A 14,778-nucleotide genomic window follows, 5' to 3' on the forward strand; every position below is an offset into this window, starting at 1 on the left:
TGGCTTAGCGTGATCCGCGCGCAGGCCCTCAGCCTCGCTGAATCGGCCCGTTTCATCGAGCGGATGGTGGACGAGTGATGAGTGATCAGCTGGCGTGGTTCAAGTCGAGCCACAGCGACAACGAGGGCGGCGACTGCGTCGAAGTCGCTCTGTCCCACGCGCGCCTGACGGTCCACGTTCGCGACTCGAAGAACCCCACCGGTCCCACCCTCACCCTCCCCGCCCCCGCCTGGGCCGCCTTCATCGCTGCAGGTCAGCCCGGAGCTTGAGCCCCGGGACCCGAGCTCTTCCCATGGGTTTCCAAGACTCTGGGAAAGACTTGAAAACCAACCCAACCAACCAAGCTCGTACGTGAGTTGAAGGGGCGTAACTCGAAAGGGTGACGTTCCGTGATCGACTTGCTTCGGAACGTGAAGCCGCTCTAGGTTCGCGGCATCTGACCACATAGATCGGCCCCGGCCGGTGCGCCAACACCAGTGCCAGGGCCTAGACCTACGGATCGAAAGCGACTCGATCGTGGCTTACGCCCAGCCTAGTGCTGCCCTGCCTTCCCCGTCCCACCCGATGGCCAAGACGGGTTACGGAAAACGCTCCGTGGGTGACGAAGACCCGCACGCGGATCCGAACTTCGCACACCTGAGCCCCCGCGACGCCGAGATCGCCATCTTCATCGACCACCTTGAGGACGGCCACGCGATGGGCCACAAGGTGATCGCGGCAGAACACCCTCACTACGGCCAGCAAGCCGTGCGTACGTCGGCGGGCCGCCTCGTGCGCGCCGGGCATCTGCGCTGGATCAGGGAGCACATCACCGTCGAGGAAGGCTCCATGCGGTGGGTGACGCGGACGTACTGGTCGCGCACGCCCAGGTCCGTGGAGTGGTGGGCGGAGTTCGCGCGGAAGCGCCACGGCAGGGACGTCACGGAGCACTACCGGTCCGGGCTGGCCCGGGTCGAGGAGGGCGAGCCCGCCGACGAGACCCCCGAAGAGCTGGCTCCGACCCCGGCCCCGACTCCAAGCATCGCCCCGAGCCCGGCTCCGGGGGACGCGCCCAGCACCGCGTACCAGACCCTCGCCGACATCCGTTCCGTCGATCCCCGTATGCCGCTGTCCGAAGCCGACTGCCTCTCCCTCGAATCCCTGGTCACGCAGTGGCTGTCGCGAGGGGCGACGCCGCAGGACGTCACCACGGCGCTGACCGACGGGTTGCCGTCGGAAGTCACCAACCCGGGCGGATTCGCCCGCAAACGATTGGAGCAGAAGATGCCCCCTACCCCGTCGCCGCGTCCCAAGAAGGCCAAGCTGCGACAGAAGGCGGCCCGGCGCGCTCGTGTGACCCGCGTGATCATGGCCTGTGGTCTCTGCGACGCGGACGAGCGGACCGTCGAGATCGTGCACGGGCTGTGCCCCGAGTGTCTTGCCGAGATCGAGGCGGACGGGCCGATGTCGGTGGACACGCCGGTCCCGGACACCTTCCTCCCCGCCCCGCGTGCCGGTGGTCTGCCCGGCGCCGACGAGGTCGTGGACGTCACGGCCCGGGTGGACGAGCTGCGCCGGGCGGGCCGTCTGGGGCGCTGGAAGTGATGACCCGGAGGGATCTCGCCGGCGACCCGGCGGACGGGAGGGGCGTATGAGCGTCCAGGACGTGCCGGTCAGGGCACCATGGAGTCGAGGAGGCGACGCCATGACCCCCAGGACCGAGCACCGGCCGCAGATGTCCGTCGAGGAGTTCGAGGAGCTGGAACGCCATGCCCCGGAGACCGTGTGGCTGGAGTTCATCAACGGAAAGGTCGTGGTCAAGCCCATGGCGGACGGCAACCATCGCGAGATGATCGCGTGGCTGCAACGGGTGTGCATGCAGCATCGCCCTGACCTGTGGCTCCACGCGGAGAGCGGTCTGAAGACGGAGCGTTACCGCAAGGGGCGTGCTCGCGCGGACGGCGTTCTCGTGCCGGTGGGGGGTCTCAAAGGGCATGGGGAGTGGTCGGAGAGCGGCGGTGCCCTGATGGCGGTGGAGGTCACGTCGTACGACTCCGACACGAACCAGCGAGACAGGATCGAGAAGCCCGACGGCTACGCCGCCGCGGGCATCCCCGTCTACCTCCTCATCGACCGCGACGACGGCTCGGTCGTCGTGTTCAACCAGCCGGAGGGCGGGCGTTACCGGCACGAGGAGAAGTTCGCCTTCGGGGCCATGGTCAAGCTGCCCGACCCGGTGAACATCAGCCTCGACACCGAGCACCTCAAGGAGTACGTGGATTGACCGTCTCCCCGCCATGATGGGTCTCACGGGTCGTGTGGGAGGGGGACGAACGGTGAGAGACGCGTCGGCGGGGGACGAGGCGTCCGGCGGGCGTTCGGTGGAGGCGTCCGGGGAGCGGGCCGTCGCGGCCGGACGGGATATCCGGCAGGTGGCCACCGGTGATTTCGCCACCCAGGTCCAGGTCGAACAGGGCACCGTCCTGCCCGCCGAGGCGCTCACGGTCGGGGATGTGATGTGGCCCGTGAGATATCTGCCCGGGCGGACCGGGCATTTCGTGGGGCGGGAGCGTGAACTCGCGCTCCTGGACGAGGCGTTCGAGGCGCCCGGTGGGGTCGTGGTGCACACCGTGCACGGGCTCGGCGGGGTCGGCAAGTCGACGCTGGCGGCGCGGTGGGCCGCCGGGCGGGGCGCCGACGTCAACCCCGTCTGGTGGATCGCCGCCGAGTCCCGGGCCCAACTGGACGCGGGGCTCGCCGATCTCGGCCGGGCCCTGACACCCGCGCTGGCCGGCACCCTCCCCGACGTGGCCCTCCGGGAACGCACGCTCCAGTGGCTCTCCGCCCACGACGGCTGGCTCCTCGTCCTGGACAACGTCGACGACCCTGCCGATGTGAGGACTCTGCTGGATCGGGCTCCGAGAGGCCGCTTCCTGATCACCACACGGAGGGGGCCGACGAGTTGGCGAGGGATCGCGCGCACGCTGGACCTGGATGTGCTCGCACCCGACGAAGCCGTGGAACTGTTCACGACCATCTACGAAGGCTCGACGGACGGCGTCGAGGAACTCTGTGCCGAGCTGGGGTGTCTGCCCCTGGCCATCGACCAGGCCGCCGCGTACTGCCGCGAGGCCGGGATCACGCCCAGGGCGTACCGGGACCTCCTCGCGCGGCGCCCCGCGAGCCTGTACGCCTCGGGCCCCGAGGGCGGTGACGCGGAGCGGACTGTCGCCCGGGTCTGGCGCGTGACCCTGGACCGGCTCGCGGACACGCCGAAGGCGCTGATGCTGCTGCACATCCTCGCGTGGCTGGGCTCGGAGGGCGTTCCGCGCGGGTACGTCGAACTCCCGGGTGACCCGCTGGAGGCGACCGAGGCGATCAGACGGCTGGCCGCGCACAGCATGATCACCCTGGGGGACGGGACGATCTCGGTGCACCGGTTGGTGCAGGCCGTGACCCGGACGACCGACCCCGGCGACCCTCATCGGATCGAGGCCCACACCGCCGGCGGTCGTCGAGTCGCCGTCCAGGTGCTGGTCCTGGCCGAACCGAGGTGGCAGGACGGGGACGACACCGGCATGAGGTCCGTGCTCCGGCCCGAGGGACGGGTGTGGGCGACGCACGTGGAGGCCTTCGCGGCACGGTATCCGCAGGAGGAGGACACGCCGGACACCGCGACCCTGTTCACCAGCGCCGGTCTGCTGCTCGTCGTCAACGAACCCGGTCCGCGTGCCGTGGCGTTGTGCGAGCGAGGGCTCGCGGCCGCGCTGCGCGCCCTCGACCCCGACGACGAGGGCGTCAAGTTCGCTCGGGAGGCCCTGGCCGAGAGCTGTCTGATGACCGGGGACGTCGACCGGGCCCTGGACCTGAGGCTCCGTATCCTGGCCGACTGCGAGCGTCTGTTCGGCCCGGACCACCCGGACACGGTCCGGGCGCGGAGCGAGTTGTCCGACGCGTTGGAGGAGGCGGAGGACCGGGCGCACGCGCTCGGGGCGACCTTCGCGCACGCCCCGCAGGCGCGGTGGGCCCTGGGCGCGGACCGTCGGCCCGACGAGAACACGCCGGGCGCGCCGAACGGGACGCCGTCGGCGCAGTCCCCCGCCGAGCCGGAGCGGCGCCAGGCGTGGTCCCTCAGCGGATCCACGGACGACGACCCGGAGGACCCCCTGTGGCTGCTGGACCGGGCGCGGACAGCCTCCGAGAGCGGTGACCGGCAACGGGCCGTCGACCTGTCGGCACGGGCCGTCGATCTGGCCCGCCGGGATCTGGGGGACGTCTCACCCGTTACCCTCCTCGTCCGCGCCTACCACGTCGTCCTGCTGCGCCGGGCAGGGCGGCACGCACACGCCGAGGAGTTGGCGGCCGGGGTGAACGAGGATTCCCTGCGGTCGCTGGGCGACTCGAAGATCGGCAGGAACGTGCGCCGCCTCGCTGCCGCCGCCCCCGCGCCGGACGACGCCGACTGACGTCGGTCCGGCCCTCACGCCGCTCCACCTGCGGCCGACCCCTGCGCCGATCGCCCGGCGCCGACCGCTGTTCCGTTCCTCCCGGACATGCTGTACGAACCTTGCCCGCGGCCTGTACGTCCACTGCACGGCCCCTAACCGGCGTCACGCGAATCTGGAGTCACTTCCACCGCACACGAGGCGGAGGCAGTAACACCCCACACCCGCACAGGAGATCGCGATGACCCGCAAGAACCGGATACGCGCCGCCATCGTCACCGCCACCGCTCTGGTCACCGCCGGCACGGTCACCGCCGGTGTCGGCATGGCCGGGGCCGAGGCCGCGCCGAAGAAACCCTCCAAGAAGGAGATCGCGGCGCTCTTCGACGGCTGGAACAAGGCGCTGCAGACCGGTGACTCCAAGAAGGTCGCGGACCGCTACGCGAAGGACGCGGTCCTCCTGCCGACCGTCTCCAACAAGATCCGCACGAACCGCGCCGGCATCGTCGACTACTTCGACCACTTCCTGGAGAACAAGCCGGTCGGCAAGAAGACCAAGACGATCATCAACGTCCTGGACGGCAACTCCGCGATCGACACCGGCTCCTACGCCTTCACGCTCACCGACCCGAAGACCGGCAAGAAGCGGGTGGTCGAGGCTCGTTACACCTACGAGTACGAGAAGCGGAACGGTGTGTGGAAGATCGTGAACCACCACTCGTCGGCGATGCCCGAGGGCTGAGCACCCGTCCTCGCGAGCGTGACTGAGCACCCACCCCCCGGCTCAGCCACCCGAGGCCGGCTGAGCCACCTCTCCCGGCTCAGCCACCCCCGTGCCGCGCCGCGCGCAGCGTGAGCGCGACGCACAACCCGCCCCCGGGCGCGTCCTTGAGGGCCACGGTCCCGTTGTCGTCGGTGACGAGTTGCTTGACGACGGCGAGACCGAGGCCCGAACCGGACTTCCCGGTGAGGCCCTGACCGCGCCAGAAGCGGTCGAAGGCGCGGGACTTCTCGGCGTCCGACATACCGGGCCCTTCGTCCAGCACCGACAGCACCACCTCGTCGCCCCGGGTCTCCACCGAGACCGTGATCGTCGCACCGTCCGGCGAGACCTCCAGGGCGTTGGAGAGCACGTTGTCCAGGACCTGGTCCAGATGGCCGGGACTGGCCAGCACAAGCGGCCGGCCGTCGGCACTCCCCCTGAGCGTGATGGTGACTCCGCGCTCGTCGGCGGCCGGTCTCCACACGTCGAGCCGTTCCTGGATGATCTCCCGGAGGGACAGCGGTTCCGCCACCGTCACCTTGGACTCCGCCCGCGCCAGTACCAGCAGGCCGTTGACCAGGCGACTCATCCGGACCACCTCGGCGGTGGCCTGCTCCACGTCCTCCCGGACGAACTCGTCGTCCACCCCGTCCGCGATGTTGTCCAGGGACAGCCGCAACGCCGTGAGGGGGGTGCGGAGTTGGTGGGAGGCGTCGGCGACGAAGATCCGCTGCGAGGCGATCAGTGTGTCCAGGCGTTCGCCCGCCTGGTTCAGTGTCCGCGCCAGGGTCTGTGTCTCCTGGGGGCCCGTCACGGGGGAGCGGGCCGTGAGATCACCGTCGCTCATCTTGCTGGCCATCTCGTTCAGCTGGCGCAGCGGGGCGGTCAGGCGCCGGGCGGCGAACACGCCGATGATCGCCGCCGCCAGGAGTACCAGGACGGCCAGCGCCGCCCGGAAACCCCAGATCTGCCAGAGCCGGGCCGTGAGGTCATCGGTGGCGAACTTGATACGGACGGCGCCGACGACGCCGTCCGTCTCGGTCCTCCCGTCCGGTGAGCGCTCGAAGGCGGGGACGGTGACCACGAGGTTGTCGCCCCAGATGAAGTCGGAGCCCCAGTCGACGGTGCTCCTGCCGTGCTCCAGGGCCTCGGTCAGCGCCGCGTCCTCCGTGGGTTCCTCCAGCCCCTCCCGCGCACACCGGTTGGTCGCGGTGACCTCGACCTCCTCCTCGTCGGGCGGATAGGCGCCCGCCATCTTCGCCAGGGCCGCGCAGGACGCGGAGTCACCGGACCCCAGCAGCTGGGCCATGGTCTCGGCGTCGCGCTTGAGCGCCTGGCCGGTGTCCCCCCGCAGCTGATCCGTGAGCGTGAACGCCACCGGCACGGTGAACAGGGCGATCGCCACAGCCACGAGGAGCACGTAGCTGCGGATGAGCTGACGGATCATGACGCGCCCGAGCCCTCACCGCCGGTGCCGTCACCGCTGGTGCCGTCACCGCTGGTGCCGCCCGAGCCGTCACCGCCGACGGCCGTCGCGCCCTCGCTCACGATGAGCCGGAACCCCACGCCCCGCACGGCCTCGATGGTGATCGCCCCGGCGAGCTTGCGCCGCAGCGCGGCCACATGGACGTCGAGCGTCTTCGTCGGGCCGAACCAGTTCGCGTCCCAGACCGCTTCCATGATCTGCTCGCGCGACATCAGGGCACCCGGCTCCTCGGTGAGGAAGGCGAGGAGGTCGTACTCCTTGGGGGCCAGCGCCACCTCCGTGCCGTCCAGGTGGACGCGCGCGGCCTTGCGGTCGACGGTGAGTCGGGGGCCGTAGCGGTCGGGGCCGGCGGCGGGCGTGTCGGCGGCGCGCGGCTGCACCCGGCGCATCACCGCCCTTATCCGGGCGATCACCTCGCGCACGCCGAACGGCTTGGAGACGTAGTCGTCGGCGCCCAGCTCCAGCCCGACCACCCGGTCCGTCTCGTCGCTGCGGGCGCTGATCACGATGATCGGCACCTGGCTGCGGTCCCGCAGCGCCTTGCAGACGTCGAGGCCGTCGGTGTCGGGCAGTCCGAGGTCCAGGAGGACGACGTCGTACGGGCCGTCGTACGACAGCGCGGCCCCGCCCGTGCTGACCCACCGCACCTCGAAGCCGTACCGCAGGAGCCCTCGTCGCAGGGACTCGGCGACCGGCTCGTCGTCTTCCACCAGAAGTACGCGCACGGCCATGACCTTAGTGCTTGAAAGTTGCGGTTCCGTCGGCGGAAGGGCCCTCGGCGGCCAGGGGTGTGACTCCAGGCACTTTTCGCCGTCCGCGCCGACTGTTCGGCGACGACCTGGGCAGGGACGTTCCCGGAGCGGTCGAGGCTCCGGGCGAGAAGCCGGGTGAAACCGGTGGACGGCCCGGAGAAAACCCAGGTGATCAAAGGGTGAGCGGGACATCTCACCATGCGGTACCAGGGAAGGGATATTCGACCGCTCGATAGACTGAGCCGACCGCCGCAGCACGTGTGAGTGCGTGTGTATGTGCGGATAAGGGACTGAAACGGAGCGAGGAGCGCACGTGGGCCTTGTCGTGCAGAAGTACGGAGGCTCCTCCGTAGCCGATGCCGAGGGCATCAAGCGCGTCGCCAAGCGGATCGTGGAAGCGAAGAAGAACGGCCACCAGGTGGTCGTCGTCGTTTCCGCGATGGGCGACACGACGGACGAGCTGATCGATCTCGCCGAGCAGGTGTCACCGATGCCTGCCGGGCGTGAGTTCGACATGCTGCTGACCGCCGGAGAGCGTATCTCCATGGCGCTGCTGGCCATGGCGATCAAAAACCTGGGTCACGAGGCCCAGTCGTTCACCGGCAGCCAGGCAGGCGTCATCACCGACTCGGTCCACAACAAAGCCCGGATCATCGACGTCACGCCCGGCCGCATCCGGACCGCGCTGGACGAGGGCAACATCGCCATCGTCGCCGGCTTCCAGGGTGTCAGCGCGGACAAGAAGGACATCACCACCCTCGGCCGCGGCGGGTCGGACACGACCGCCGTCGCGCTGGCCGCCGCGCTGGACGCCGAGGTCTGTGAGATCTACACCGACGTCGACGGCGTCTTCACCGCCGACCCGCGGGTCGTGAAGAAGGCCCGGAAGATCGACTGGATCTCCTCCGAGGACATGCTCGAACTGGCCTCGTCCGGTTCGAAGGTGCTGCTCCACCGCTGTGTCGAGTACGCCCGCCGCTACAACATCCCGATCCACGTCCGCTCGTCCTTCTCCGGACTGCCGGGCACCTGGGTCAGCAACGAGAAGCCAGAGTCGCAAGGGGACCACAAGGTGGAGCACGCCATCATCTCCGGAGTCGCCCACGACGTCTCCGAGGCCAAGGTCACGGTCGTCGGCGTCCCGGACAAGCCGGGCGAGGCCGCCGCGATCTTCCGCGCCATCGCGGACGCCGAGGTCAACATCGACATGGTGGTGCAGAACGTCTCCGCCGTGACGACCGGGCTGACGGACATCTCCTTCACCCTCCCCAAGACCGAGGGCCGCAAGGCCATCGACGCGCTGGAGAAGAACAAGGCCGGCATCGGCTTCGACTCGCTGCGCTACGACGACCAGATCGGCAAGATCTCCCTGGTCGGCGCGGGGATGAAGACCAACCCGGGCGTCACCGCCTCCTTCTTCGAGGCGCTGTCGAACGCGGGCGTGAACATCGAGCTGATCTCGACCTCCGAGATCCGCATCTCGGTCGTCACCCGCGCCGACGACGTGCCGGAGGCCGTGCGCGCCGTGCACACCGCCTTCGGGCTCGACTCCGACAGCGACGAGGCGGTCGTCTACGGGGGCACCGGACGATGACGGTCCGTTCGTACCGGGCGTACGACGGCTCGTACCGCTCGTACGACGGCTCGTGCCAGGCGTACGGCGGCGGTGTCGGCGTAGGCATCGGTGGCGGTGTCCGCAGCGGTCACGGCATCGGTCGCTGATGGCGGTCGATGCCGGGCGCGCCGGCAGGCCGACGCTCGCGGTCGTGGGCGCGACCGGGGCCGTCGGCACCGTCATGCTCCAGATCCTGTCCCACCGCGCGGACATCTGGGGCGAGATCCGTCTGTTCGCCTCCCCGCGCTCGGTCGGCCGCAAGCTGACCGTGCGCGGGGAGCAGGTCGAGGTGTCGGCCTTGTCGGAGGATTCCTTCGACGGGGTCGACATCGCCCTGTTCGACGTTCCGGACGAGGTCGCCGAAGAGTGGGCGCCGGTCGCGGCGGCCCGGGGCGCGGTCGTCGTCGACAACTCGGGCGCCTTCCGGATGGACCCGGAGGTGCCCCTCGTCGTCCCCGAGGTCAACGCGCACGCCGCCCGGAACCGGCCGCGCGGGATCATCGCCAACCCCAACTGCACGACCCTCTCCATGATCGTGGCGCTCGGCGCGCTGCACGCCGAGTTCGGGCTGCGCGCGCTGGTGGCGTCCTCGTACCAGGCGGTCAGCGGCGCGGGCCGGGCCGGCGTGGACACCCTGCGCCGGCAGATCGCCCTGGTCGCCGGTACGGAGCTGGGGACCACCCCCGGTGACGTACGGCGGGCCGTGGGTGACAACACGGGGCCGTTCCCGGAGCCGGTGGCGCTCAACGTGGTGCCGTGGGCCGGGGACCTGCGCGCGGACGGCTGGTCCTCGGAGGAGATGAAGGTGCGGGACGAGTCCCGCAAGATCCTCGGCATGCCGAAGCTGCCGGTCGCCGTGACCTGCGTACGGGTGCCGGTGGTCACCGCGCACTCCCTCACCCTGCACGCCCGCTTCGAGGGCGAGGTCACGGTCGCCAAGGCGCGGGAGATCCTCGCCACGGCCCCCGGGGTGGTCCTCTACGACGATCCGGGGTCGGGGGAGTTCCCCACGCCGGCCGACGTGGTGGGCACGGACCCCACCTGGGTCGGGCGCGTACGCCGGGCCCTCGACGACCCGACGGCCCTGGAACTCTTCGTCTGCGGCGACAACCTGCGCAAGGGCTCCGCCTTGAACGCGGTTCAGGTGGCTGAGCTGGTGGTGAAGGGCGCGTAGTCGCTCGGGGCGCGGGTCGTGTGGGCGGGTGCGGGTCCGGCGGGGCCTCTCGCGCAGTTCCCCGCGCCCCTGGAAGATCAGGCTCCGAGGGCCTGAAAGACCGGCCCTGGGGCTGGAAGGCCGCGGTGCTGCGGGCCTGAAAGACCGGTCCCGGGTCTGGAAGACCGCCGTGTGGGTCTGGAAGATCGCGGTCCTGTGGGTCTGGAAGACCACGGATCCGCGGGTCTGGAAGGCGCGGGGCCGTTGGATGAAAAGCGTGGGGCGTAGCCCCGGCTTTTCAGGGGCGCGGGGAACTGCGCGAGACGCCCCACCGGGCCCGCGGTCGCCGGCGAACCCGCACCCCCCGCTCCTGCGGCGTCGGCCCTTGTCAGCCGTGGCGTGTAAGTTCTTCGAGTCGACGGTTCCACGGACGGACGATTTCCGCCGTACCGTCGCCGGATTTCCGGGTTGATTCAGGCCTCCCGGTGATCGAGGATTTTTCTCCCCGTCCGCCGCAACCGCGCGGCGCACGGGGAGCGTCTTTACCGGGCGCCCTTCGGCGGGGCTGGGCGCCACCACTTGGGGCATAGGGGAAGAGCTGGTACGCATGAGGGCGTTCGACGCGCTGTCCGGTGTTCGGTGGGCCGTACCGATGGCTGCGCGCTGCGTGCCGACGGACGTGGCCGCCATACCGACCGGCGCACATGTCATACGGACACGTGTGCGGTCTGACGCAAAAGTGATGCCTGTCTCGTACAACCCCGACGGGGGGATGCGGGTCCAACTGGCGTGGCAGAGGTACTCGATTTCACCGCGGTACAGACGAGGGGCACCGCCCTGCGTCCACCCCGCCGTCCCCGCATGCCCGGTTCGGCCGGCGGCATGCCGGTGATCGCGCCGATGCCCGCGGCGCGGCCGACCCGCATACCCGACCAGCGCGACGGCGCGGACGACACGTCGACGGTGCCGGCCTCCGGTACGACGGTCGACCACCTCACCGAGACCTACCGCGCCCACTACCGTTCGCTCCTCGGCCTCGCGGCGCTGCTCCTCGACGACACCGCCTCCTGCGAGGACGTCGTCCAGGAGGCGTTCATCCGGGTGCACTCGGCGCGCAAGCGCGTCCGGGACCCGGAGAAGACGCTCGCCTATCTGCGCCAGACGGTCGTGAACCTCTCGCGCTCCGCCCTGCGCCGCCGCATCCTCGGCCTGAAGCTGCTGTCGAAGCCGATGCCCGACATGGCGAGCGCGGAGGAGGGCGCGTACGACCAACTGGAGCGCGACTCCCTCATCAAGGCGATGAAGGGGCTCCAGCGGCGGCAGCGCGAGGTTCTCGTGCTGCGCTACTTCGCCGACATGACCGAGGCCCAGGTCGCCGAGACGCTCGGCATATCGCTGGGCTCGGTGAAGGCGTACGGCTCCCGGGGCATCGCGGCACTGCGCGTCGCCATGGAGGCGCCCGCATGAGCACGCACGGCAAGGACGACGGACCCGACAAGCACGGCGGAGCCGACAGGCGCGGCGGGCCGGGCGGTCGGGACGAGCTCGGTGCCAGGAGGCGTGCCTCCTGGGGGCGCCGGGACGAGGACGAACGCGCCGAGGAGCGCGGGGACGAACGCGCGGAGCGGCGCGGGCGGGACGGGCGCGTCGGGGGGCGCGGGCTCGAAGAGCACGAAGACACGCAATCGCACGCTGGGAACGGAACTGTGAATCACGGCCCCGAAGAACAAGGCCCCCACCCCGAGGGCCAGGATCTCGAAGGCCACGCTCCGGACGACTCGCGTGGGGACGACCCGCGTTCGGCCGACCTGAATTCGGCTGACCAGGGTACGGACGACGCGACCCCGGACGCCTTCGCGCCGGACGGCCCCCCGCCGGACGGCTCCACGCCGGACGGCTCCACGCCGGGCGGTCCCACGCTCAACGGCTCGGTGCTGAACGGCTCCGGGGCGAAGGGCCTCGGCACGTTCGACTCCGACGAACTGGTGCTGCGCAATCTGCTGCACCAGGCGGTGGCGGAGATCGAGCCCAGGGACGGCACCCTGGAGCATCTGCGACGGGCGGTGCCGGCGCGACGGACCCGCAAGCGTCAGGCCGTCGTCGGCATGGCCGCCGCCGCGCTCCTCATCGGCACGGCGATCCCGGCCCTGGTGCACGTCTCCAACTCCAACGGCTCCGACGTCAACACCTCCATCATGGGCAACGGCTCGCACAAGCAGGAGACCGAGGGCCAGTCCAAGGGCCAGACCGGCGGGAACGGTTCCTCGGGAGGCTCCTCCGGCGGGTCGAAGGAGTCCGGCAAGAGCAAGGACAAGGGCAAGGGCGACAAGGGCAAGGGCCAGAGCAGCGGCTCCACGAGCGGCACGCAGGCGACGCCGACGGCCGCCGCCTCCGCGCTGTGCACGGCGGCCCAGCTCGGCGGGGGCGGGAGCGTGGGCGCACCGGACTCCGGCGGAGCCGTCTACGGCTCGTTCCGCGTCTCCAACATCTCCGGCACGAGCTGTACGGTCACCGGCGGAGGCTCGGTGAGCGCCGTCCCGCAGGGTGCCGCGGACGGGTCGAAGATCACCGTGGCGACCCATGTCGCCGGTGACGCGGCGGCCGGACTGCCCGACCCGTCGCTGTCCCTCGCCCAGCTGGTGCTGGAGCCGGGAGCGGCGTACGAGGTGCGGTTCGCCTGGGTGCCGTCCGAGCCCTGCCCGACCACCGGCGGGACGACCGGCGGCGGCACCGGCGGTACGGATCCGTCACCGGACCCGACGCCCACGGGAGAGGCGACCCCCGGCACCACCACCGACGGCACCAACTCCGTCTCCACCCAGCTCTTCACCGAGGACGGCGTCGTCGACGGCAGCGTCCTCGTCTCCCACACCATCGAGGGCGGCATCGCCACCTTCTCGGCGAACGTCGGCAACGCCTGTGCGGGCGTGGTCTACCGAACGGGTTTGATGGCAGCGACCTGACGGGCCCACCGGTGGGTGCCTTACTGGCCTTCCGGGGGTGCCTGACGGGGCGGCAGGGCCGCGGGGCCCCGGCGTGGCCGTGAGGTGCCGTCGGGTTCCCGGGCGGAACGGCCGGGATTCCCGGCAGCCCGGTGGGGTTGGCGGATTCCTCGGTGGGACCCGGGAGGCCGGAACTGTGGGGCACCCGCGTTCGGTGAGCCGATGCGGTGACCCCGCCGGTCCTACGGGGCCGGCTCGGCCTCGCGGGAGCGGTTCTCGTCGGCTCGGTCGCCGTGCGGCTCGTCCCGGTTCGTCTCGCCGCCGACATGCTCGTCGCTGTCGCTGTCGCTGTCGGGCAGTATCCCCAGTTCCGCGTCGCGGATGAACTCGACCTCGCGGCGGATCAGGCGGAACCACATGAAGACGACGAAGCCGGCGAAGACGAACCACTCGCCGGTGTAACCGAGGTTCTGGAAGGCCTTGAGGTCGAGCCCGGTGTCCTGCGGCGCCGTCGCCGGGACGGCCTTCATGCCCGAGTCGCCCTTCTCGAGGGTGATCCAGGCGTCGTACAGGTCGTCCGGCACGAGGTTCACCAGCGCCGCCGCGCTGATCGCCGAGGTCTGCCCGGCCGGCAGCCCGCCCTGGACGGGCACGCCGTTCGACCCCGGGGTCTCGGAGGCCTGAAGCGAGCCGGTGACGGTGACCTTGCCGGAGGGGGCCGCCGGGGCCCGGTCGGCGTCCGCCGCGCCGGGCAGCCAGCCCCGTACCACCGGGAGGGCCTTGCCCTCGTCGGTGCGCAGCAGTGTCAGCACGTAGAACCCGGTCCGGCCGTCCAGCTCACGGTTGGGCACGAGGAGCTGCTCGCCGTACCGCCCGCTCACGGTGGCCAGTTCGCCCGAGGTCTCCTTGTCCACCGGCAGCAACGCGTCCAGCGGGCGTGCCGGGGCCCGGTCCGCCGGGTCGACCCGCTCGGTCGCCGCGCGATGGTCCTGCATCCGGTCCTCGAACCGGCTCAGCTGCCACGACCCCATGAACACGCAGAACGGGATGGCGAGCAGCACGAAGACGTTGATCCCCCACCATCGGGGCGTCAGCAGGAACCGGTACACGCCTTCCACCGTACGGTGCCCGCTCGGGGCCCCCGGCCCCGGGGTCGCCCCGCCGAGACCGCCGCGACGCCCCCTCAGTACCGTTCGACGAGGTGCTCACGCCCGGCCGGAGGCTCGTACGGCTCGGGCCAGAAGTCGGTGATCGCGGCTATCCGGCCGTCCTCGTCCACCGTGAAGAAGGAGATCGCGTGCATCTCCTCCAGCCCCACGGTGACGTGCGTCCAGCTGACGACCTGCCCCGGCTGCCCCGGCTGCCCCGGCTGTCCGGGGCGACGCGGCTCCGTGACGATCCGTTCGATCCGGGCGTGCCAGTCACCGGGATACTCCCGGTTGAACTCCACGTACCGCTCGCGGCCGCGAATGCGCTCCCGCGTCTGCGGCAGCTCGTACATGACGTCCTCGGCCAGCGTCTCGGCGAACGCGGCCCAGTCCCGGGCCTCGGCGGTGGCCCAGAACCGCTCGACCGTCCCGCGCAGATCGGCACGCGCAGACGTCCCCTCGGACGGCCCCTCCGGGGTCCCCGCAGTCATCCCC

Annotated in this window: 14 protein-coding genes; 10 read left to right on the top strand and 4 right to left on the bottom strand. The window is 70.9% G+C overall.

The window, feature by feature from the left end; all coding sequences use genetic code 11:
* Window positions 1-77 precede the first annotated feature (77 nt).
* The 5 genes from GWK25_RS01815 (at window position 78) to GWK25_RS01835 (ending at window position 5,166) form a co-directional block, all read left to right on the top strand.
* On the top strand, window positions 78-269 hold the full coding sequence (locus GWK25_RS01815; RefSeq protein WP_192362527.1) for a DUF397 domain-containing protein: 192 nt from the start codon (window positions 78-80) through the stop codon (window positions 267-269).
* Between the two features lie 325 nt (window positions 270-594).
* On the top strand, window positions 595-1,584 hold the full coding sequence (locus GWK25_RS01820) for a hypothetical protein (RefSeq protein ID WP_308404154.1): 990 nt from the start codon (window positions 595-597) through the stop codon (window positions 1,582-1,584).
* Window positions 1,585-1,684: 100 nt separating this feature from the next.
* A complete protein-coding gene (locus tag GWK25_RS01825; RefSeq protein ID WP_215448199.1) occupies window positions 1,685-2,263 on the top strand; it encodes a Uma2 family endonuclease in 579 nt (192 codons plus the stop codon).
* A gap of 52 nt (window positions 2,264-2,315) precedes the next feature.
* Window positions 2,316-4,445 carry a tetratricopeptide repeat protein gene (locus GWK25_RS44440; protein WP_215448200.1) on the top strand — a complete coding sequence of 710 codons (2,130 nt, stop codon included), beginning with the start codon at window positions 2,316-2,318 and terminating at the stop codon, window positions 4,443-4,445.
* A 220-nt stretch (window positions 4,446-4,665) separates the two neighbouring features.
* A complete protein-coding gene (locus GWK25_RS01835; RefSeq protein WP_215448201.1) occupies window positions 4,666-5,166 on the top strand; it encodes an SgcJ/EcaC family oxidoreductase in 501 nt (166 codons plus the stop codon).
* Window positions 5,167-5,245: 79 nt separating this feature from the next.
* On the opposite strand, the gene GWK25_RS01840 is transcribed toward GWK25_RS01835, so the two are convergent.
* Window positions 5,246-6,634, bottom strand: coding sequence for a HAMP domain-containing sensor histidine kinase (locus GWK25_RS01840; protein WP_215448202.1), 1,389 nt, complete (start codon window positions 6,632-6,634; stop codon window positions 5,246-5,248).
* A complete protein-coding gene (locus GWK25_RS01845; RefSeq protein ID WP_308404155.1) occupies window positions 6,631-7,398 on the bottom strand; it encodes a response regulator transcription factor in 768 nt (255 codons plus the stop codon). Before GWK25_RS01845 ends, GWK25_RS01840 begins: the two co-directional genes overlap by 4 nt.
* Before the next feature lie 340 nt (window positions 7,399-7,738).
* Between GWK25_RS01845 and GWK25_RS01850 the strand changes: the two genes are divergently transcribed.
* From GWK25_RS01850 to GWK25_RS01865, 5 genes are all read left to right on the top strand, one after another.
* The gene (locus GWK25_RS01850) at window positions 7,739-9,019 is read left to right on the top strand and encodes an aspartate kinase (RefSeq protein ID WP_215448203.1); all 1,281 of its coding nucleotides are present in this window, start codon (window positions 7,739-7,741) and stop codon (window positions 9,017-9,019) included.
* Complete coding sequence (locus GWK25_RS44180) at window positions 9,016-9,147, top strand: hypothetical protein (protein WP_286014509.1); 132 nt, start codon at window positions 9,016-9,018, stop codon at window positions 9,145-9,147. The genes GWK25_RS01850 and GWK25_RS44180 overlap by 4 nt, the downstream gene beginning before the upstream one ends.
* Window positions 9,147-10,214, top strand: coding sequence for an aspartate-semialdehyde dehydrogenase (locus tag GWK25_RS01855; RefSeq protein WP_215448204.1), 1,068 nt, complete (start codon window positions 9,147-9,149; stop codon window positions 10,212-10,214). Before GWK25_RS44180 ends, GWK25_RS01855 begins: the two co-directional genes overlap by 1 nt.
* Window positions 10,215-10,982: 768 nt before the next feature.
* The gene (locus GWK25_RS01860) at window positions 10,983-11,660 is read left to right on the top strand and encodes a SigE family RNA polymerase sigma factor (RefSeq protein ID WP_215448205.1); all 678 of its coding nucleotides are present in this window, start codon (window positions 10,983-10,985) and stop codon (window positions 11,658-11,660) included.
* A complete protein-coding gene (locus tag GWK25_RS01865; RefSeq protein ID WP_251828658.1) occupies window positions 11,657-13,156 on the top strand; it encodes a hypothetical protein in 1,500 nt (499 codons plus the stop codon). The genes GWK25_RS01860 and GWK25_RS01865 overlap by 4 nt, the downstream gene beginning before the upstream one ends.
* Before the next feature lie 221 nt (window positions 13,157-13,377).
* Here GWK25_RS01865 and GWK25_RS01870 read toward each other — a convergent pair whose 3' ends face one another.
* Window positions 13,378-14,244, bottom strand: coding sequence for an SURF1 family protein (locus tag GWK25_RS01870; protein WP_215448206.1), 867 nt, complete (start codon window positions 14,242-14,244; stop codon window positions 13,378-13,380).
* A gap of 74 nt (window positions 14,245-14,318) precedes the next feature.
* The gene (locus GWK25_RS01875) at window positions 14,319-14,774 is read right to left on the bottom strand and encodes a nuclear transport factor 2 family protein (RefSeq protein WP_215457138.1); all 456 of its coding nucleotides are present in this window, start codon (window positions 14,772-14,774) and stop codon (window positions 14,319-14,321) included.
* Window positions 14,775-14,778 lie beyond the last annotated feature (4 nt).

The organism is Streptomyces sp. ATCC 21386, assembly GCF_018728545.1.
Classification (GTDB): Bacteria; Actinomycetota; Actinomycetes; order Streptomycetales; family Streptomycetaceae; genus Streptomyces.